Annotated in this window: 18 protein-coding genes; all 18 read left to right on the top strand. The window is 71.2% G+C overall.

Annotated elements, in window-relative coordinates:
- The first annotated feature begins 3 nt into the window (after nucleotides 1-3).
- The 18 genes from ACPYOG_RS02605 to ACPYOG_RS02520 all read left to right on the top strand — a co-directional run bounded on the left by ACPYOG_RS02605 (nucleotide 4) and on the right by ACPYOG_RS02520 (nucleotide 19,609).
- The gene (locus tag ACPYOG_RS02605) at nucleotides 4-441 is read left to right on the top strand and encodes a type II 3-dehydroquinate dehydratase (RefSeq protein ID WP_481292696.1); all 438 of its coding nucleotides are present in this window, start codon (nucleotides 4-6) and stop codon (nucleotides 439-441) included.
- 117 nt (nucleotides 442-558) lie between these two features.
- A complete protein-coding gene (gene efp, locus ACPYOG_RS02600; protein WP_090037949.1) occupies nucleotides 559-1,122 on the top strand; it encodes an elongation factor P in 564 nt (187 codons plus the stop codon).
- On the top strand, nucleotides 1,123-1,539 hold the full coding sequence (gene nusB, locus ACPYOG_RS02595; protein WP_090037952.1) for a transcription antitermination factor NusB: 417 nt from the start codon (nucleotides 1,123-1,125) through the stop codon (nucleotides 1,537-1,539).
- Entirely contained in the window at nucleotides 1,536-2,267 is a 732-nt protein-coding gene (locus ACPYOG_RS02590; protein WP_481292695.1) for a DsbA family protein, read from the top strand. Before nusB ends, ACPYOG_RS02590 begins: the two co-directional genes overlap by 4 nt.
- A gap of 148 nt (nucleotides 2,268-2,415) precedes the next feature.
- On the top strand, nucleotides 2,416-3,000 hold the full coding sequence (gene pyrR / locus ACPYOG_RS02585; protein ID WP_481292694.1) for a bifunctional pyr operon transcriptional regulator/uracil phosphoribosyltransferase PyrR: 585 nt from the start codon (nucleotides 2,416-2,418) through the stop codon (nucleotides 2,998-3,000).
- Nucleotides 2,997-3,971, top strand: a complete 975-nt coding sequence (locus ACPYOG_RS02580; protein ID WP_481292693.1) for an aspartate carbamoyltransferase catalytic subunit — start codon at nucleotides 2,997-2,999, stop codon at nucleotides 3,969-3,971. Before pyrR ends, ACPYOG_RS02580 begins: the two co-directional genes overlap by 4 nt.
- Before the next feature lie 2 nt (nucleotides 3,972-3,973).
- Nucleotides 3,974-5,287, top strand: a complete 1,314-nt coding sequence (locus ACPYOG_RS02575; protein WP_481292692.1) for a dihydroorotase — start codon at nucleotides 3,974-3,976, stop codon at nucleotides 5,285-5,287.
- Nucleotides 5,280-5,852 (top strand): PH-like domain-containing protein, encoded by a 573-nt coding sequence (locus tag ACPYOG_RS02570; protein WP_481292691.1) that lies wholly within the window; start codon nucleotides 5,280-5,282, stop codon nucleotides 5,850-5,852. Before ACPYOG_RS02575 ends, ACPYOG_RS02570 begins: the two co-directional genes overlap by 8 nt.
- A gap of 22 nt (nucleotides 5,853-5,874) precedes the next feature.
- Complete coding sequence (gene carA / locus ACPYOG_RS02565) at nucleotides 5,875-7,011, top strand: glutamine-hydrolyzing carbamoyl-phosphate synthase small subunit (RefSeq protein WP_481292713.1); 1,137 nt, start codon at nucleotides 5,875-5,877, stop codon at nucleotides 7,009-7,011.
- Nucleotides 7,011-10,298: a carbamoyl-phosphate synthase large subunit gene (carB, locus tag ACPYOG_RS02560; protein WP_481292690.1), complete on the top strand. Its 3,288-nt coding sequence runs from the start codon at nucleotides 7,011-7,013 to the stop codon at nucleotides 10,296-10,298. The genes carA and carB overlap by 1 nt, the downstream gene beginning before the upstream one ends.
- On the top strand, nucleotides 10,295-11,158 hold the full coding sequence (gene pyrF, locus ACPYOG_RS02555; protein ID WP_481292689.1) for an orotidine-5'-phosphate decarboxylase: 864 nt from the start codon (nucleotides 10,295-10,297) through the stop codon (nucleotides 11,156-11,158). Before carB ends, pyrF begins: the two co-directional genes overlap by 4 nt.
- On the top strand, nucleotides 11,151-12,113 hold the full coding sequence (gene gmk / locus ACPYOG_RS02550; RefSeq protein WP_481292688.1) for a guanylate kinase: 963 nt from the start codon (nucleotides 11,151-11,153) through the stop codon (nucleotides 12,111-12,113). Before pyrF ends, gmk begins: the two co-directional genes overlap by 8 nt.
- Before the next feature lie 106 nt (nucleotides 12,114-12,219).
- Complete coding sequence (gene rpoZ / locus ACPYOG_RS02545) at nucleotides 12,220-12,483, top strand: DNA-directed RNA polymerase subunit omega (RefSeq protein WP_481292687.1); 264 nt, start codon at nucleotides 12,220-12,222, stop codon at nucleotides 12,481-12,483.
- Nucleotides 12,484-12,571: 88 nt separating this feature from the next.
- Nucleotides 12,572-13,912 carry a bifunctional phosphopantothenoylcysteine decarboxylase/phosphopantothenate synthase gene (locus tag ACPYOG_RS02540; RefSeq protein WP_481292712.1) on the top strand — a complete coding sequence of 447 codons (1,341 nt, stop codon included), beginning with the start codon at nucleotides 12,572-12,574 and terminating at the stop codon, nucleotides 13,910-13,912.
- A gap of 93 nt (nucleotides 13,913-14,005) precedes the next feature.
- Complete coding sequence (metK, locus tag ACPYOG_RS02535; RefSeq protein ID WP_481292686.1) at nucleotides 14,006-15,199, top strand: methionine adenosyltransferase; 1,194 nt, start codon at nucleotides 14,006-14,008, stop codon at nucleotides 15,197-15,199.
- A 2-nt stretch (nucleotides 15,200-15,201) separates the two neighbouring features.
- Nucleotides 15,202-17,241 carry a primosomal protein N' family DNA-binding protein gene (locus ACPYOG_RS02530; protein ID WP_481292685.1) on the top strand — a complete coding sequence of 680 codons (2,040 nt, stop codon included), beginning with the start codon at nucleotides 15,202-15,204 and terminating at the stop codon, nucleotides 17,239-17,241.
- Between the two features lie 62 nt (nucleotides 17,242-17,303).
- Complete coding sequence (gene fmt, locus ACPYOG_RS02525; protein WP_481292711.1) at nucleotides 17,304-18,227, top strand: methionyl-tRNA formyltransferase; 924 nt, start codon at nucleotides 17,304-17,306, stop codon at nucleotides 18,225-18,227.
- Nucleotides 18,224-19,609 (top strand): RsmB/NOP family class I SAM-dependent RNA methyltransferase, encoded by a 1,386-nt coding sequence (locus tag ACPYOG_RS02520; RefSeq protein WP_481292684.1) that lies wholly within the window; start codon nucleotides 18,224-18,226, stop codon nucleotides 19,607-19,609. The genes fmt and ACPYOG_RS02520 overlap by 4 nt, the downstream gene beginning before the upstream one ends.
- Nucleotides 19,610-19,618: the final 9 nt, after the last annotated feature.

Genomic DNA, 19,618 nt, shown 5'->3' with positions numbered 1-19,618 from the left:
CGCATGACCAGCGTCCTCGTGCTCAATGGACCCAACCTCGGCCGACTCGGAACCCGCGAGCCCGACGTCTACGGCTCCGCGACCCTCGAGGACCTGCGCGCCTTGCTCGAGGAGGACGCAGCAGGCGACACCATCGACCTGCGCCAGACCGACGACGAGGGTCAGCTGCTGCGCTGGCTGCATGAGGCGGCGGACTCGGGGGATCCCGTCATCCTGAACGCGGGGGCCTGGACGCACTACTCCTACGCGCTGCGGGATGCGGTGTCCCTGGTGACCTCGGCGGGAGGCACGGTGATCGAGGTGCACCTGTCCAATCCGCACGCCCGGGAGGAGTTCCGGCACACGAGCGTGATCACGGCCGTCTCGTCCGGTGTGATCGCCGGGTTCGGGTTCGAGTCGTACCGGCTGGCGCTCGCGTTCATTCGCCGAAACCGGCCCTGACGTCTAGAATCTTGTGGGGCCGCCGTGCGCGGCCCGCTGTGGGCCGCCCCGAGCGAGCGCTGCATCGCGAGCGCGGCATCCACCCGAATCTTTTCCACGAACGAACGGAACATCCTCTTGGCCTCAACCGCTGACATCAAGAACGGCGTCGTCCTCAGCATCGACGGGCAGCTCTGGAGCGTGATCGAGTTCCAGCATGTCAAGCCGGGCAAGGGCGGCGCGTTCGTCCGCACGAAGCTGAAGAACGTGACCACCGGCAAGACGGTCGACCGCACGTACAACGCCGGCGCCAAGATCGACATCACCAACGTCGACCGCCGCGAGTACCAGTACCTGTACCAGGACGGCGCCGACTTCGTCTTCATGGACACGTCGGACTACGACCAGCTCACCATCCCGGGCCCCGTCGTCGCCGATGCCGCCAACTTCATGCTCGAGAACCAGAACGTGACAGTCGCGCTGCACGAGGGCCTGCCGCTCTACGTGGAGCTCCCGGCGTCCGTCGTGCTCGAGATCACCTACACCGAGCCCGGCCTGCAGGGCGACCGCTCCACCGGCGGCACGAAGCCCGCGACCGTGGAGACCGGGTACCAGATCCAGGTTCCCCTGTTCCTGGAGACCGGCACGAAGGTGAAGGTCGACACCCGCACGGGCGACTACCTCGGCCGCGTCAACGACTAGATGAGCGCTCGGACCAAGGCGCGCAAGCGCGCGCTCGACGTGCTGTACAGCGCGGATCTGCGCCAGACCCCCTTCCGTCAGGCTCTGGCGACGGAAGCCGAGCGCGCGGCGAACGAGCCCGCGCGTGAGGCCTCCTGGCTGTACGCCCGCGAGATCCTCGACGGCGTGATCGAGCACCAGGACGAGATCGACGAGCTGATCGAGACGTACGCCCAGGGGTGGACGCTCGCGCGCATGCCCGCTGTCGACCGCGCCATCCTGCGCATCGGCGTCTGGGAGGTGCTGTTCAACGACGAGATACCCGAGGGCGTGGCCATCTCGGAGGCCGTCGAGGCCGCGACCGTGCTGTCGACGGACGATTCGGCCGGGTTCGTGAACGGGCTCCTGGCGAAGATCGCGCAGAGCAGGACGGTATGAGCCTGCGGGACCGCGTCGACGGGCGCATGCGCCGGACGGCGGCGGCTCTGGTCCTCGCCCTCGGCGTCGTCTTCGCCGTCGCGGGCTGCTCGCTGCTGGGCGGCGCATCCAACGTGCCGGTCGCGACGGACAAGCCGCCGACGGGTACCGATGGTGCCGTCGACTTCGACGGCGGGTTCATCGCGGCCGGGAACGGCGCCAAGAAGGTCGATCTCTGGTTCGATGCGATGTGCCCGGTGTGCGGGGCGTTCGAGAAGGCGAACGGGGCGACGCTGGCGAACGCCGTGGACGACGGCTCGATCACGCTGCGCCTGCACCCCTTGACCTTCCTGGATGCCGCCTCGAACGGCACCGGGTACTCTACGCGCGCGGCCGCCGCATTGACGTGCGTCGCGGTGAGCGACCGGAACAGCGTCCTGCCCTTCTATCAGGCCCTTTTCGTCGACCAGCCCGAGGAGAACTCCAGCGGGCTCACCGACAAGCAACTCGTCGCGCGGGCCACCCAGGCGGGCGCCCCCGACATCGCGGGATGCCTCGGCGACAGCGGCCGTTACCAGGCATGGGCGCAGGGCAACACCGCGAATTCGCAGAAGGGCCCGATCGTGGTCGACGGCCGGAAGGCGCTCGACACGATCACCGGAACCCCGACCGTCCTCGTCGACGGCAAGCAGTATCCCGGAAGCGTGACCGACGCGAAGGCGTTCCGGTCGTTCCTCGCCGCCCACTGACCGCTGCTGGCACCAGGCGACATTCGTCACGAATGTGCACCTGGCGGCGGCGGGAGGCGACATTCGTGACGAAACTCGGCCGCCTGGTAGGGTGGGCGACGTAGACATCCTTTAAGAGCCGTCCTGTGAGGCGGGGAAGGAGGTCGGCATGACAGCACGTACCGTGCTGCAACAGGCTGACATCGCCCGGGCGCTGACTCGGATCTCCCACGAGATCCTGGAGTCCAACCGGGGAACGGATGGGCTGGTCATCCTCGGGATCCCGACGCGCGGCGTCGTGCTCGCGCGACGGATCGCCGAGAACATCCAGCGGATCGAGCCCGCGGCGATCGCCTCGCCGGCCGACATCGTCGGCGCGCTCGATGTGACCATGTACCGCGACGATCTCTCGCGGCATCCCACCCGCACACCGCAGCCGACCTCGGTTCCCGGTCCCATCGACGGGAAGACGGTGGTGCTGGTGGATGACGTGCTCTTCTCGGGCCGCACGATCCGCGCCGCTCTGGATGCGGTCGGCGACCTCGGGCGGCCCCGGGCGGTGCGCCTCGCGGTACTGGTCGACCGGGGCCACCGGGAGTTGCCGATCCGGGCGGACTTCGTGGGCAAGAACCTGCCGTCGGCGGCTTCGGAGCGCATCTTCGTCCGGCTGAGCGAGGTGGATGGCGAGGAGTCGGTGACCATCGAGGAGTCGCCTGAGGAGTCGCGCGCCGGGAGCCAGGGGACTGAAGCATGAGGCACCTGCTGTCGACCCGCGATCTGGCGCGCGACGACGCGATGCAGCTGCTCGATGTCGCCGAGGACATGGCGGACGTCCAGGAGCGCGAGGTCAAGAAGCTCCCCACCCTGCGCGGCAAGACGGTCGTGAACCTGTTCTTCGAGGATTCGACCCGCACTCGCATCTCGTTCGAGGCGGCCGCGAAGCGGCTCTCCGCGGATGTCATCAACTTCTCCGCGAAGGGCTCCAGCGTGTCCAAGGGCGAGAGCCTGAAGGACACGGCCCAGACACTGCAGGCGATGGGCGCGGACGCCGTGGTGATCCGGCACGGATCCTCCGGCGCACCCCAGACGCTGGCCGCGAGCGGCTGGATCGAGGCGGGCATCCTGAACGCCGGGGACGGCACGCACGAGCACCCGACGCAGGCGCTGCTCGACGCGTTCACGATGCGCCGGAGGCTGCACGGAACGGCATCGCGCGGGAGGGACCTCGACGGGGTGAGCGTCGCGATCGTCGGCGACATCCTCCATTCGCGGGTCGCCCGCTCCAACGTGTGGCTGCTGCGCACCCTCGGGGCTCACGTGACGCTCGTCGCGCCTCCCACACTGCTGCCCGTGGACCTCTCCGGCTGGCCGGCCGAGGTCGGCTACGACCTCGACGCCGCGATCGCCGACGGGCCGGATGTCGTGATGATGCTCCGCATCCAGGCCGAGCGGATGAACGCGGCGTTCTTCCCGAACACCCGCGAATACACGCGGCGGTGGGGGCTCGACGAGGAACGGCTCGGCCGGTTGAAGGCCGATAGCATTGTGATGCACCCGGGACCGATGAACCGCGGGCTGGAGATCTCGGCCGCGGCCGCGGATTCCCCGCGCTCGACGGTCCGGGAGCAGGTCGCGAACGGTGTCTCCGTCCGGATGGCAGCGCTGTACCTGCTGCTGTCGGGTGGCGGTCCGCAGCAGGTGGTTCAGTCAGCAGGTGTGAGGTGAGCATGGGACAGAGATTCCTGATCGGCGGCGCGACCCTGGCCGACGGCACGCGAGCCGATCTGCTGATCGACGGCGGCCGCATCGTCGAGACCGGGTCCGGGCTGAGCGCGGACGGTGCGACGAGGATCGACGCGGACGGGCTGCTCGCCCTTCCCGGTCTGGTCGACCTCCACACGCATCTGCGCGAGCCCGGCTACGAGCAGAGCGAGACGGTCCTGACCGGAACGCGCGCCGCGGCGGCCGGCGGCTTCACCGCCGTCTTCGCCATGGCGAACACCTCGCCGGTGGCGGACACGGCCGGCGTCGTCGAGCAGGTGCTGAGTCTGGGGGAGGCCGCCGGGTACGCGACCGTCCGCCCGATCGGCGCGGTGACCGTGGGGCTGGAGGGCGAGCGGCTCGCCGAGCTCGGCGCGATGGCCGAGTCGCGTGCGCGGGTCCGGGTCTTCTCGGACGACGGCAAGTGCGTCTCGGATCCTCTGCTGATGCGGCGGGCGCTGGAGTACGTCAAGGCGTTCGACGGCGTGATCGCGCAGCACGCGCAGGAGCCGCGGTTGACGCAGGGCGCGCAGATGAACGAAGGCGCGCTCTCCGGCGAACTCGGACTGGCCGGCTGGCCGGCCGTCGCCGAGGAGTCGATCATCGCCCGGGACGTCCTCCTGGCCGAGCACGTCGGCTCCCGCCTGCACGTGTGCCACGTCTCGACGGCCGGAAGCGTGGATGTGATCCGCTGGGCGAAGGCGCGCGGCATCGACGTGACCGCCGAGGTGACGCCGCACCACCTGGCGCTCACGGAGGAGCTGGCCTCGGGCTACGACGCCCGCTACAAGGTCAACCCGCCGCTGCGGCGCCGGGAGGACGTGGACGCGCTCCGTGCAGGACTCGCGGACGGCACCATCGACATCGTCGCGACCGACCACGCACCGCATCCGGTCGAGTCGAAGGACTGCGAATGGGATGCCGCCGCGTTCGGCATGGTCGGTCTCGAGACCGCGCTCTCCGTCGTGCAGGCGTCGGTGGTCGACAACGGGATGCTGGACTGGTCGGATATCGCCCGCGTCCTCTCCGCGACGCCCGCCCGGATCGGACGACTGGAGGGCCACGGCGGTCCGCTGACGGCGGGCGCTACCGCCAACCTCTTCCTCTACGACCCGACGATCTCCCGCTCGTTCGCGGCGTCCGAACTCGCCGGCAAGGGCGTCAACTCGCCCTACCTCGGGCTGACGCTGCCCGGACGCGTGACGGCCACCTTCCACCAGGGGCGGCCCACGGTTCTCGACGGCGCCGTGGTCGACGCGGAGGCGGTGGCACGTGGATAGGGTGCTCCCGACTCTGGCCATCGTCGCGGTGGTCGTCGTCGTCATCGCCCTCGCGGTCGTCGGCTGGCGCCGGCGGGTCCGGCGCGACAGCGCCGCGGGCGGCGGATACTCGACGCCCGGGACGCTGAGCGCACCGACAGCGGAGGCCGACGTCCTGTACGTGGCGACGACGAAGGCGGGCCAGCACCTGGAGCGCCTCGCGCTGCCCGGGCTCGCCTTCCGCGGCGCCGCGACCGTCACCGTGCGGCCCGAGGGCCTCGCGATCGCGGTCACGGGCGAGAGCCCGGTCTTCGTGCCGGCCGCGGTCATCTCTGGAACCGGCGCAGCGAGCGTCGCCATCGACCGTGCGGTCGAGCGCGACGGACTGCTCCGCGTCGGCTGGACCACCACCGGCGGCACGGCCGCCGACAGTTACTTCCGGGTCGTCGACCCGGCCGGCCGCGCGCAGCTCGCCGCGGCCATCCAGAACATCGTCCCCGGCGCGGATGCCGCTGATCCAGCGGAGCCCGAGCGCACGACGGACGCTGACACGAACGGGCATCGCCCGAACGACAAGGAGGTGTGACGTGCTCGCTGCAGAACCTGCGGTGCTCGTCCTCGAAGACGGAAAACGGTACGTCGGCCGGGCCTACGGAGCCCGCGGGCGCACGCTCGGCGAGGCGGTGTTCGCGACGGGGATGACCGGATACCAGGAGACCCTGACCGACCCGTCCTACGCCGGTCAGATCGTCCTCATGACCGCGCCGCACATCGGCAACACGGGCACGAACGACGAGGACATGGAGTCCCGGCAGATCTGGGTCGCCGGCTACGTCGTCCGGGAGCCCAGCCGCGTCGTGTCCAACTTCCGCGCCCAGCGGAGCCTCGACGACGACCTCGTCGCGCAGGGCGTCGTCGGGATCAGCGGCATCGACACGCGCGCTGTGACCCGTCACATCCGCTCGGCAGGCGCCATGCGCTCCGGGATCTTCTCGGGCGCCGACTTCGACCTCAGCGACAGCGAGCAGCTGGACCTGGTGCTCGCCGGCGCGCCCATGAAGGGACGCAACCTGTCGGCCGAGGTCTCGACCGTCGAGCCGTACACGGTGCCGGCCGTCGGCGAGAAGGTCGGCTCCGTCGCCGTTCTCGACCTCGGGGTGAAGAAGTCGACGCTGGACAATCTGGCGTCGCGCGGCCTCGACGTGCACGTGCTGCCGCAGCAGGTCACCGCTCAGGATGTGCTCGACCTGGGCGTCTCGGCGCTGTTCTTCTCGAACGGCCCCGGTGACCCGCAGGCCTCCGGCAAGCATGTCGCCCTGCTCCAGGAGACGCTGCGCGCCGGACTCCCGTACTTCGGCATCTGCTTCGGCAACCAGCTGCTCGGCCGCGCGCTGGGCCTCGACACCTACAAGCTGCCGTTCGGTCACCGCGGGATCAATCAGCCCGTGCTCGACAAGCGCACCGGCAAGGTCGAGATCACCGCGCAGAACCACGGCTTCGCCGTCCGCGCGCCGATCGACGCGACGTTCGACTCGCCCGCCGGCTTCGGTCGGGTCGAGGTGAGCCACTTCTCCCTCAACGACGACGTCGTGGAGGGGCTGAACTGCCTCGACCTCAACGCGTTCAGCGTCCAGTACCACCCGGAGGCGGCCGCCGGGCCGCACGACGCCAACTACCTCTTCGACCGGTTCCTGGACATGATCCACGCTGTTTCGACCACCCAGAACGACCAGGAGAACGACTGATGCCCAAACGCGACGACATCAACTCCGTCCTCGTCATCGGCTCCGGGCCGATCGTCATCGGCCAGGCGGTCGAGTTCGACTACTCGGGCACCCAGGCGTGCCGGGTGCTGAAGGCGGAGGGCGTCCGCGTCATCCTCGTCAACTCCAACCCGGCGACGATCATGACCGACCCCGACTTCGCCGACGCCACCTACGTCGAGCCGATCACCTGGCAGGTCATCGAGACGATCATCGCCAAGGAGCGGCCGGACGCCATCCTGCCGACCCTCGGCGGGCAGACCGCGCTCAACGCCGCCATGCAGCTGCACGAGCACGGCATCCTCGAGAAGTACGGCGTGGAGCTGATCGGCGCGAAGTTCGAGGCGATCCAGAAGGGCGAGGACCGCCAGATCTTCAAGGAGCTCGTCGTCGAGGCGGGCGCCGAGGTGGCGCGCTCCCACATCGCGCACACGGTGGAGGAGGCGCTCGAGTTCGCCGAAGACCTCGGCTATCCGCTCGTCGTCCGTCCGTCGTTCACGATGGGCGGCCTCGGTTCCGGTTTCGCGTACACGCCGGAGCAGCTGCGGCGGATCGCCGGGGACGGCATCCACCAGAGCCCGACCAGCGAGGTGCTCCTGGAGGAGTCCATCCTCGGCTGGAAGGAGTACGAGCTGGAGCTCATGCGCGACACGGCCGACAACACGGTCGTCGTCTGCTCCATCGAGAACGTCGACCCGGTCGGTGTGCACACCGGCGACTCGATCACGGTCGCGCCGGCACTGACCCTGACCGACCGCGAGTACCAGAAGCTGCGCGACATCGGCATCGACATCATCCGCGCCGTCGGCGTCGACACCGGCGGCTGCAACATCCAGTTCGCGGTGAACCCGGAGAACGGCCGGATCATCGTCATCGAGATGAACCCGCGCGTCTCCCGCTCGTCGGCGCTCGCGTCGAAGGCGACCGGCTTCCCGATCGCCAAGATCGCCGCGAAGCTGGCCATCGGCTACCGGCTGGACGAGATCCCGAACGACATCACCAAGGTGACGCCGGCGAGCTTCGAGCCCACGCTCGACTACATCGTCGTGAAGGTGCCGCGGTTCGCGTTCGAGAAGTTCCCGGCCGCCGACCCCACGCTGACGACCACCATGAAGTCGGTGGGCGAGGCGATGGCGATCGGCCGCTCGTTCGCCAGCGCGCTCCAGAAGGCCCTGCGGTCGCTCGAGAAGCGCGGCTCCTCGTTCCACTGGGGGCCGCAGTCGCGGACCGTGGAGGAGCTGCTCGCGTCGATCGCCACGCCGACCGATGGCCGCATCGTCGATGTTCAGCAGGCGCTGCGCCTCGGCGCGACGGCCGAGCAGGTGTTCGAGGCGACCAAGATCGACCCCTGGTTCATCGACCAGATCGTTCTGATCAACGAGGTCGCCGAGCAGATCCGTACCGCTCCGACGCTCGACACCGACACTGTACGGTTCGCCAAGGACAACGGCTTCTCCGACGCCCAGATCGGCGAGCTGCGCGGCTTCGGCGAGGCCGACGTGCGCGAGGTGCGTCACATCCTCGGGGTCCGGCCGGTGTTCAAGACGGTGGACACCTGCGCGGGCGAGTTCCCGGCGCTCACGCCGTACCACTACTCCAGCTACGACCTGGAGACCGAGGTGGAGCCGAGCGACAAGCGCAAGGTCGTCATCCTCGGCTCCGGCCCGAACCGCATCGGGCAGGGCGTCGAGTTCGACTACTCGTGCGTGCACGCGTCCTTCGCGCTGCACGACGCCGGCTACGAGACCATCATGATCAACTGCAACCCGGAGACGGTGTCGACCGACTACGACACCAGCGACCGGCTGTACTTCGAGCCGCTGACGCTGGAGGACGTGCTGGAGGTCATCCACGCGGAGTCGCAGTCCGGCGAGCTCGTCGGCGTGGTCGTGCAGCTCGGCGGGCAGACCGCCCTCGGGCTCGCGAAGGGCCTCGAAGCGGCGGGCGTGCCGATCCTCGGCACCACGCCTGAAGCGATCGACCTGGCGGAGGAACGCGGGCTGTTCTCCGGCATCCTCGACGCCGCCGGGCTCGTGGCGCCCCGCAACGGCATGGCGGTCGACTACCCGTCCGCCGCCCACGTCGCCGAGCAGATCGGCTACCCGGTGCTGGTGCGCCCGAGCTTCGTGCTCGGCGGCCGCGGGATGGAGATCGTCTACGACAACGCCTCGCTCGCGGACTACTTCGAGCGGGTCGCGGGCCAGGGGATCGTCGGGCCGTCGCATCCCCTCCTCGTCGACCGCTTCCTGGATGACGCGATCGAGATCGACGTCGACGCGCTGTTCGACGGCGAGCGGCTCTACATCGGCGGCGTGATGGAGCACATCGAGGAGGCCGGTGTCCACTCCGGCGACTCGTCGTGCACCCTCCCGCCGATCACCCTGGGCCGCCGCGAGATCGACCGGGTGCGCGACGCGACCCGGAAGATCGCCGAGGGGATCGGCGTGCGCGGCCTGCTGAACGTGCAGTTCGCGATCGGCGCCGGTGTGCTCTACGTCCTGGAGGCGAACCCGCGTGCGTCGCGGACGGTTCCGTTCGTCTCGAAGGCGCTGGGCATCCCGCTGGCGAAGGCGGCCTCGCGGATCATGGTCGGCGAGACGATCGCGGACCTGGTCGCCGAGGGCCTGCTGCCCGAGGACGACGGCTCGCTCATCCCGATGGACTCCCCGGTCGCCGTGAAGGAGGCCGTGCTGCCGTTCAAGCGCTTCCGCACCGCCGAGGGCACCGTGGTGGATTCGGTCCTCGGTCCCGAGATGCGCTCCACCGGCGAGGTGATGGGCATCGACAAGGACTTCCCGACCGCGTTCGCGAAGAGCCAGTCGGCCGCATACGGCGGGATGCCGCTGACCGGAACGGTCTTCGTCTCCGTCTCGGACCGCGACAAGCGCGCCATGGTGCTGCCGGTGCTGCGGCTGCACCAGCTGGGCTTCGAGATCGTGGCGACGGAGGGCACCGCCGAGGTGCTCAACCGCAACGGCATCGGAGCACGGGTGGTGCGCAAGCACAGCGAGGCGCAGGAGACCGGCGGCGACTCGATCGTCGACATCATCAACCGGTCCGAGGTGGATGTGGTGATCAACACTCCGAGCGGGCGCTCGGCGCGTGCCGACGGCTACGAGATCCGCGCCGCGGCCGTGGCGGCGGACAAGCCGCTGTTCACGACCATCGCCGAGCTGAGCGCCGCCGTCGCGTCGCTGGACGCCATCCGCGAAGGCTTCGATGTGAAGTCGCTGCAGGAGTACGCGCTGGACCGGGCCGCCCGCGCATGACGGCGTTCGGCGAGCGGCTCGCCCGGGTGTTCGACGAGCAGGGCCGGCTGTGTGTGGGCATCGACCCGCACGCGCACCTGCTCGAGGCCTGGGGCCTGCCCGCGACCGCCGACGGCGTCCGTTCGTTCGGCCTGACCGTGGTGGATGCCGTGGCCGGCCGCGCCGGGATCGTCAAGCCGCAGGTGGCCTTCTTCGAGCGCTTCGGCGCGGCCGGCTATGCGGCTCTGGAGGAGGTCCTGGCCGCCGCGCGCGCTGCGGGCCTGCTGGTGATCGCGGATGCGAAGCGCGGCGACATCGGCACGAGCGTGACGGCGTACGCCGAGGCGTGGCTGTCGCCGGGATCGCCGCTCGAGGCCGACGCGATGACCGTCTCGCCGTTCCTGGGCGTCGGATCATTGGCGGACGCGATGACGGTCGCACAGAGCGCGGGCAAGGGCCTGTTCGTGCTGGCCGCCACCTCCAACCCGGAGGCCGCGGCCGTGCAGCAGGCGGTCGTGCAGTCGGGTCCGCGGGCCGGACAGTCCGTGGCTCGTGCGATCATCGAAGACGTGGATGCGATCAATCAGCAGGAGGCAGGCGCGCCCTACGGTTCGGTCGGGCTGGTGCTCGGGGCGACGGTCCGGCTCGCCGACTACGGGATCGACGTCGCGACGGCGGGGGAGCGGACCCCGGCCCTTCCGGTGCTCGCGCCCGGCTTCGGCCACCAGGGCGCCCGCGTCGAGGACACGCGCCGCGTGTTCGGCACGCTTGCGACCGGAGTGATCGTCAGCGAGTCGCGCGGGCTGCTCGGCGCAGGGCCGAAGGCGCTCGCGGGAGCCGTGGAACGGCGCACCGAGGAGGTGCGGGCAGCGCATGGCTGAAGCTGTCGCGCCTCCCGAAGGACCGGGCTCGCAGACCCCGCGCGCCGAACGTCCGGCGCCGCCCGAGGTCGATCGCCGGGCCGCATCCGAGGCGGCTGTGGCCGCCCGGCGCGCGCGCGCAGCCGTGAAGGCGTCCATCGCCTCCCGGGAGGTGTCGCCCCTCACGGTGCTCGATCATGCGACCGCCGATGCGGACGGGGTCGAGGGCCGCCTGCGCGTGACCGAGTTCCTGCTCAGTGTCCCGGCGATCGGGCAGACCAAGATGCAGGAAGCGCTGGACCGTCTGGCCATCTCGCCGGCGAAACGCCTGGGCGGGCTCGGCCGGCACCAGCGGCTCCGCCTCCGCCAGTTCCTGATCGAGCGCGAGAACCGCACCGAGCGGGCCCGCAACCGCCTGATCGTGCTGGCCGGGCCCACCGCCGTCGGCAAGGGCACCGTGTCCTCGTACATCCGCGAGAACTACCCCGACGTGCTGCTCTCGGTGTCGGCGACCACGCGCGCGCCGCGGCCGGGCGAGGTCGACGGGGTCAACTACTACTTCGTCGATGACGCCGAGTTCGACCGGATGATCGCGGTCGGAGAGCTGCTGGAGCACGCGACGGTCCACAACGCGTACCGCTACGGCACTCCGCGTGCGCCGATCGAGAAGGCGCTGGCCGCCGGCCGCAGTGTCCTGCTGGAGATCGACCTGCAGGGGGCGCGCCAGGTGCGGGAGTCGATGCCGGAGGCGCGGCTGATCTTCCTCCTGCCGCCGACGTGGGAGGAGCTGGTCCGCCGCCTGATCGGACGGGGCACCGAGGAAGCGGCCGAGCAGCAGCGCCGCCTCGAGACGGCGAAGGTCGAACTGGCCGCCCAGCACGAGTTCGACTACCGGGTCGTGAACCACGACGTCGCCGAGGCGGCTCGCGAGGTCGTAGACTTGATGAAGGTCCGCCCGGCGCCAGAGCGTCGGTGACGGCCGTCTCCGCGCCGTCGTCGGCGCGCCCACCGTCCCCGGTCGCCTGACGCGGCCGCGCGATCGGCCTCCAGGTCCGAATCGCCCAGAGCAAGGAGCACCCCGCATGGCCACCAGCAACAACGGCATCATCGACCCGCCCATCGACGAGCTGCTGTCCCGTGTCGAGTCCAAGTACGCGCTCGTGATCTTCGCCTCCAAGCGGGCCCGTCAGATCAACGACTACTACGCCGACCTGCACGAGGGCAGCCTGTTCGACAACGTCGGACCGCTCGTCGACTCGTCCGTCGACGACAAGCCGCTCTCGGTGGCGCTGCACGAGATCAACGAGGACAAGCTCGTCGTGAAGCCGATCGCGGCCGCCGAGTAGGACCCTTAAGACCCAGCAGCTACCGCCGCAGGACGACCGCAGCCGGGAGGCCCCCGGCCGAGGAGAGGTGCCGCCGTTGAGCCCACGATTGACCATCGTCGTCGGAGTGACCGGCGGCATCGCCGCGTATAAGGCGGTCGGCGTCGTCCGGGCGCTGGTCCTCGAGGGGCACTCGGTGCACGTCGTGGCGACGGAGGCCGCCCTCCGTTTCGTCGGCCGGCCGACGCTCGAGGCGATCAGCCGCAATCCCGTCGCGACGGACCTGTACGAGGGCGTCGCCGAGGTGCGGCACGTGGCGATCGGGCAGTCCGCCGACCTGATCGTGATCGCGCCGGCGACGGCGAACACCATCGCGAAGCTCGCCGCGGGCCTGGCCGACGACCTGCTCGGCAACACGGTTCTCGCATCCACTGCTCCGCTCGTCATCGCGCCGGCGATGCACACCGAGATGTGGCGCAATCCCGCGACCGTCGCCAACATCGCGACGCTCCGCAGCCGCGGCGTGACGATCGTCGGACCGGCCAGCGGACAGCTGACCGGCGCCGACTCGGGGCCGGGGCGGATGGAGGAGCCGGCCGTCATCGTGCGCGCCGCACTGCGTGCAGCAGGCGCGACGCCGCACGCGGTCGAGCTGCCGGCCGCTTCACCGGCCGACCTCGCTGTCGAAGGCGCCGGCGCCGCGGATGCCGCCGTGTCGGCGTCGGGGGTCAACGACGTGGTCGTCCTCTCCGAGCGTCGCCGCGCGAACGAGGCGGCACGCCGGCCGCGCGGGGGCGTCGACCTCGCGGGCAAGCGTGTCGTGGTGACCGCGGGAGGGACGCGCGAGCCGCTCGATCCCGTCCGGTTCCTCGGCAACCGCTCCAGCGGCCGTCAGGGTGTCGCCATCGCGAGCGCCGCACAGGCCCGCGGCGCCGACGTCGTCCTGATCGCCGCGCACCTCGAGGTCGAGCCTCCGGAGGGAGTCGAGCTGATCGAGGTCCAGACGGCGCTCGAACTGCAGGAGGCGGTCGAGGAGGCCGCCCGCGCGGCCGACATCGTCGTCATGACGGCGGCCGTCGCCGACTACCGTCCCGCCGAGACGCGGGACGCCAAGATCAAGAAGGCCGACCACGGCGACACCCTGACCCTCGAGCTGGTCGCGAACCCGGACATCCTCGCAGGCCTCACATCGCACAAGCGCGACGGGCAGGTCGTCGTGGGCTTCGCGGCGGAGACCGAACCGGACCCGCAGGCCCTCATCGACCTGGGCCGCACCAAGCTCGCGGCCAAGGGGAGCGACTTCCTGGTGCTCAACCAGGTGGGATGGTCGCAGGGCTTCGCAACGGAGAGCAACGAGGTCGTGGTCCTGCGCAAGGGCGGCGATATAGTGATGGAGGCCTCGGGCAGCAAGCTGTCGGTGGCCGACCGTATCCTCGACGTCATCGCTTAGCGCGGTGGAGCTCGGGGAAGCGCGAAGCGGTTCTGCGACCCCAGCGCCGAGGGAGCCTGCGACCGAGGTCACATTCACCACACAGGGAGAACCATGGCAGATCTGCGTCTCTTCACGTCCGAGTCCGTCACCGAGGGACACCCGGACAAGATCTGCGACCAGATCTCCGACAGCATCCTGGATGCGCTGCTCGCGGTCGACCCGCACAGCCGCGCCGCGGTGGAGACGCTCGTCACCACCGGTCTCGTCCACGTCGCCGGTGAGGTGACCTCCAGCGGCTACGTGGAGATCCCCGCGCTCGTCCGCGACAAGATCGTCGAGATCGGCTACGACTCGTCGGACGTCAGCTTCGACGGCACCCAGTGCGGCGTCTCCGTCTCGATCGGGGCGCAGTCGCCCGACATCGCGCAGGGCGTCGACAACGCGCTCGAGACGCGTGCCGAGCAGAGCCACGATGACCTTGACCGCCAGGGAGCCGGCGACCAGGGCATCATGTTCGGCTACGCCACCACCGAGACGCCGCAGTACATGCCGCTGCCCATCTGGCTCGCGCACCGCCTCGCCGAGCGCCTCGCCGGTGTCCGCAAAGACGGCACGCTCGACTATCTGCGGCCGGACGGCAAGACGCAGGTCACCATCGGCTACGAGGGCGCGGTCCCGAAGTCGGTGCAGACGGTCGTGCTCTCGACGCAGCACGCGCCGCACGTCTCCAACGAGCGGCTGCAGGCCGAGATCATCGAGGAGGTCATCAATCCCGTGCTGCACGATGCCGGCCTCGAGACCTCGCACATCCGTACGCTCATCAACCCGACCGGACGCTTCGAGATCGGCGGTCCGAAGGGCGACGCGGGGCTGACCGGCCGAAAGATCATCGTCGACACGTACGGCGGCGCCTCCCGGCACGGCGGAGGCGCGTTCTCGGGCAAGGACCCGTCCAAGGTCGACCGCTCGGCCGCGTACGCGATGCGCTGGGTCGCGAAGAACGCCGTCGCGGCCGGCCTCGCTGATCGCCTCGAAGTCCAGATCGCCTACGCGATCGGCAAGGCGGCGCCGGTCGGCCTGTACGTCGAGACGTTCGGCACCGCACACGTTCCGGAGGAGCGCATCATCCACGCCATCCGCGAGGTCTTCGACCTGCGGCCGGCCGCGATCATCCGCGATCTCGACCTGCTGCGCCCGATCTACGCCACGACCGCGACCTACGGCCACTTCGGCCGCGAGCTCCCCGAGTTCACCTGGGAGCACCTCGACCGCGTCGACGACCTCCGCTCGGCCTCAGGGATCTGACGGTGGCGGCGACCGGACGGGTCGCCCGGGTGGTCCTCGATTCGCCGCTCCCGCAGCTCGACCATCTCTTCGACTACAGCGTCCCCGAGGAGCTCGCCGCCGAGGCGCTGCCCGGCGTCCGCGTGCGCGTTCCACTCCGGTCGGCCGGTCGCGTGGCCGACGGCTACCTCGTCGAGCTCGGCGATCCGGATGCGGGATACGACGGTTCGCTGAGCCCCCTGGAAGCGGTCGTCTCGCCCGCCCAGGTGCTCACTCCCGGCGTGTGGCGGATGGCGCGGCGTCTGGCGGACCGCAGCGCCGGCACCGCGAGCGACATCCTGCGTCTCGCCGTCCCCGGCCGCATGGTCCGCGTGGAGAAGGCCTGGCTGGCCTCTCGGGCAGAGGCTCCCGCCGCCGCAGTCCCAGCCGCGGGTACGCGTGTGCCGGTGCCCGTGCGGGGCTACGGGGAGCGCGTGCTCGAGGATGCGGTGGCGCGCAACGAGCGGATCGCGCTGCGCGCCATCCCGCAGCTGGTCCCGCTGCCCGACGGCACCTGGGTCGGGGAGTGGGCGGTCACCCTCGCGACGCTGGCGGCCGACTGTCGGCGCGGAGGCCGCACGGCCATCGTCGCGGTACCGGACCACCGCGACCTGGAGCAACTGGCCGCCGCTCTGGCGGCCGTGGCACCGGCCGAGGCCGTGGTCCGCGCGGATGCCGGCCAGACGAATCCCGACCGCTACCGCGGGTTCCTGGAGGCGCTGTCCGGTCCCCGGATCGTGATCGGCAACCGCTCGGTCGTCTACGCTCCCGCCGAACGTCTCGGCCTGCTGGCCGTCTGGGAGGACAGCGACCCGCTGCACGCCGAGCCGCTGAGCCCCTACGTCCACACCCGGGATGCGGCGCTCGTCCGGCAGGAGCTGGAAGGCTGCGCGCTCGTCCTCAGCGGCAACATCCGGAGCGTGGAGGCGCAGCGCCTGGTCGAGCTGGGCTGGCTGCGCGACGTCGGGCCGGAGCGTGCCGTCACCTCGAAGGTCGTGCTCACCGCCAACCCGCAGGCGCCCGAGCCGATGGCCCGTGCCGCGCGCATCCCCTCGACCGCCTGGCGGATCGCACGGGAGGCGCTCCACGGCGAGAGCGGGCGGGCACGCGGTCCCGTGCTCGTGCAGGTCGGCCGCCCGGGCTACGCGCCGGTCATCGCGTGCGCGAACTGCGGGCAGGCGGCGCGCTGCACCAACTGCAAGGGACCACTGCACCAGGCGCGTGCCGGGGCTCCGCCGTCGTGCCGGGTGTGCGGCCGGATCGCCACCGAGTGGCAGTGCGACCACTGCGAGCACCGGGCGTTCCGTCTCGTCACCGTCGGGTCCGGGCGGACGGCGGAGGAACTGGGACGCGCGTTCCCGGGCATCCGGGTCATCCTCGCCGACGGCGACCACCCGGTGCAGCGGGTCGGGGCGGCGCCTGCGCTCGTCGTCGCGACCCGTGGCGCGGAGCCCATCGCGGAGGGCGGCTACCAGGCCGTGCTCCTGCTCGACGGCGAACGGATGCTGGCGCGCGAGAGCCTGCACGTCGCCGAGGACTGCCTGCGCTGGTGGCAGAGCGCCGCGGGGCTTGCCGCGCCCGGTGCACCGACCGTGCTGGTCGGGGTGGGCGGACCGCTCGCTCGCGACTTCGCGACGGGACGCCTCGTGGAGTTCGCGCAGGCCGAGCTCGCCGACCGTCGCGAGCTGCGCTTTCCGCCCGCTGTGCGCCTTGCGTCCGTGACCGGCACCGACGCGACCGTGACCGAAGTGCTGGACGCGGTGGACCGGTCCCTCCTCATCGACGTTCTGGGGCCCGCGCCTGTGGATGCGGACGCGGGACCAGGCCGCGCCTCCCGAGCCGGGGCGGACCTGGTGCGTGCAGTGCTGCGCTTCGAGTACGCGCACGGCGCCGACGTCGCGGCGGCCGTCCGCGCCGCGGTGGTCAAGAACGCCACCCGGCGCAGACGAGCCCCGGCGGGCAAGGCGGGCTACCGTCCGGCGCCGACGCTGCGCGTCCGCTTCGACGACCCCGAGATCCTCTGACCTCGAGGCTGCGGCGTCCAAGGGTAGGCTGGGTGGCCGTCCCCACCGAAAGAACCTTCTCCATGCGCATCGTCTTCGCCGGCACTCCCGCGGTGGCCGTCCCATCGCTCGAAGCCGTCGCCGCGCGGCACCAGGTGGTGGCCGTCGTCACCCGGGAGGATGCGCCGCTCGGCCGCAAACGCATCCTCACCCCGTCGCCGGTCGCCGAAGCCGCTCGACGGCTCGGGCTGCCCGTCCTGACGGCGAATCGGCTCGGAGAGGACATCACCGCGCGAATCGCCGCGCTGGAGCCCGAGCTCGGAGTGGTGGTCGCCTACGGCGGTCTGGTGCGCGACCCGCTGCTGTCCCTTCCCCGGCTGGGCTGGGTGAACCTCCACTTCTCGCTCCTGCCGCGCTGGCGCGGGGCAGCACCGGTGCAGCACGCGCTCATCGCGGGGGATGCGGAGACCGGGGCCGCCGTCTTCCGGCTCGTGCCGGAGCTCGACGCCGGCGACGTGTATGCCGAGCTGCGGCATCCCATCGCCCCCGACGACACGGCGGGAGAGCTGCTCGCCGCCCTCGCGTTCGAGGGAGCAGAGCTGCTCGCGGACACGGTGGATGCGCTGGCCGACGGGAGCGCGGTCGCGCAGGCGCAGGAGGGGGAGGTCACCCTCGCCCCGAAGCTGTCGATCGAGGACGCCCGCCTGGACTTCGGGGAGCCGGCCGATCGTGTGTACGCGCGCCTGCGCGGCGTCACGCCGGAGCCGGGCGCGTTCGCGCTCCTCGGCGGGGAACGGTTCAAGGTCTTCGCGGCGCTGCGTACGTCGGGCGAAGCACCGCTGCATCCCGGGGCGGTGGAGGCGCGCGATGGACGCGTCCTCGTCGGAACCGGGACAGAACCCCTGGAGCTGGTGACCGTTCAGCCGGCCGGCAAGCGGGCGATGCCCGCGGCGGACTGGCTCCGCGGGACGGCCTCTCGTGCGAGCGACGGGCTGGTGCTCGCGTGAACGGCCGCCCCTCCCAGACGCGCGTCCAGCCCGCACGTCAGGTCGCGCTCGACGTCCTCCAGGCGGTGCGCGAGTCCGACGCCTACGCCAACCTGCTGCTCCCGACCCGGATCGCCCGCGCGGACCTGTCGCCGGCGGATGCGGGCCTCGCGACCGAGCTCACGTACGGCACCCTCCGCATGCAGGGCTTCTACGACCGGGTGATCGAGATCGCCGCCGGCCGCGGGGCCGACCGGATCGACCCTCCGCTGCTCGATGTCCTGCGCCTCGGCGCCCACCAGCTGCTCTCGATGCGCGTGCCCGCTCACGCGGCCGTGAACGAGTCCGTCGCCCTCGCCCGCATGGTGGGCAGCCGGTCGGGCACCGGCTTCGTGAACGGCGTGCTGCGCGAGATCGGCCGTCACACGACCGACGAGTGGCGGGATGAGGTGGCCGGGCGCGCCGGGAACGACGACGACCGTCTGTCCGCGCTGTCCTCGCATCCCGTCTGGGTGCTGCACGCCTTCCGCAGGGCGCTGGAGGCGGAGGGTCGCCGGGACGAGCTCGAAGACCTGCTGCAGGCCGACAACGCCGCACCCCGTGTCAACCTGATCGCGCTGCCCGGGCTGGCCGACCTGCCGCCGGACGCCCGCGCCGACCGCTACTCGCCTCCCGGCTTCACGGTCGGCCGGGGCGACCCGCTGGGCCTGATGGACGAGTCCGGCGGCCGCATCCGCGTTCAGGATGAGGGCTCGCAGCTGGCCGCACTGGCGCTGAGCCGCGCGCAGCCCATCCTGCCGGGGGAGCGCTGGCTCGACCTCTGCGCCGGCCCCGGAGGCAAGGCGGCCCTGCTCGCCGCCGAGGCGCTCGCGGGCGGTGCGTCGCTCGTCGCGAACGAGCTGATCCCGGTGCGCGCCGACCTGGTCCGCCGAGCACTCGCACCGGTGCCGCTCGAGGTCTCCGTCTGGGAGCTCGACGGCACGACGATCGGCGAGGCGCATCCCGAGGCGTTCGACCGCATCCTGCTCGACGCTCCGTGCACCGGATTGGGCGCGCTGCGCCGCCGGCCCGAGGCCCGCTGGCGCAAGACGCCGCGGGACGTCGCCGACCTGACCGGCCTGCAGGGCGCGCTCCTCGACTCCGCGATCGCGGCCCTGAAGCCGGGCGGACTGCTGGCCTATGTCACGTGCTCGCCGCACCTGGCGGAGACACGCGGCATCGTCGCGGACGCACGGGAGCGCCACGCGGACCTCATCGAGCCGGAGCAGACCGCGACGGTCGTGCAGGGACTGGCGTCCGAGCGGCTCGACCTCGCCGGCGATCCGGAGACCGTGCAGCTGTGGCCGCACCGGCACCTCACCGACGCCATGTTCATCGCGCTGCTGCGCAAGCGCTCCGCTTAGGCTGGGAGC

Source organism: Leifsonia sp. HAY1-4F, from assembly GCF_056755275.1.
This window is presented reverse-complemented; position numbering and strand designations above follow the sequence as displayed.

Coding starts and splice junctions, on each gene's coding strand:
- ACPYOG_RS02605 (WP_481292696.1), top strand. CDS start 4: ATGACCAGCGTCCTCGTGCTCAATGGACCCAACCTCGGCCGACTCGGA.
- nusB (WP_090037952.1), top strand. CDS start 1,123: ATGAGCGCTCGGACCAAGGCGCGCAAGCGCGCGCTCGACGTGCTGTAC.
- ACPYOG_RS02590 (WP_481292695.1), top strand. CDS start 1,536: ATGAGCCTGCGGGACCGCGTCGACGGGCGCATGCGCCGGACGGCGGCG.
- pyrR (WP_481292694.1), top strand. CDS start 2,416: ATGACAGCACGTACCGTGCTGCAACAGGCTGACATCGCCCGGGCGCTG.
- ACPYOG_RS02580 (WP_481292693.1), top strand. CDS start 2,997: ATGAGGCACCTGCTGTCGACCCGCGATCTGGCGCGCGACGACGCGATG.
- ACPYOG_RS02575 (WP_481292692.1), top strand. CDS start 3,974: ATGGGACAGAGATTCCTGATCGGCGGCGCGACCCTGGCCGACGGCACG.
- carB (WP_481292690.1), top strand. CDS start 7,011: ATGCCCAAACGCGACGACATCAACTCCGTCCTCGTCATCGGCTCCGGG.
- pyrF (WP_481292689.1), top strand. CDS start 10,295: ATGACGGCGTTCGGCGAGCGGCTCGCCCGGGTGTTCGACGAGCAGGGC.
- gmk (WP_481292688.1), top strand. CDS start 11,151: ATGGCTGAAGCTGTCGCGCCTCCCGAAGGACCGGGCTCGCAGACCCCG.
- rpoZ (WP_481292687.1), top strand. CDS start 12,220: ATGGCCACCAGCAACAACGGCATCATCGACCCGCCCATCGACGAGCTG.
- metK (WP_481292686.1), top strand. CDS start 14,006: ATGGCAGATCTGCGTCTCTTCACGTCCGAGTCCGTCACCGAGGGACAC.
- fmt (WP_481292711.1), top strand. CDS start 17,304: ATGCGCATCGTCTTCGCCGGCACTCCCGCGGTGGCCGTCCCATCGCTC.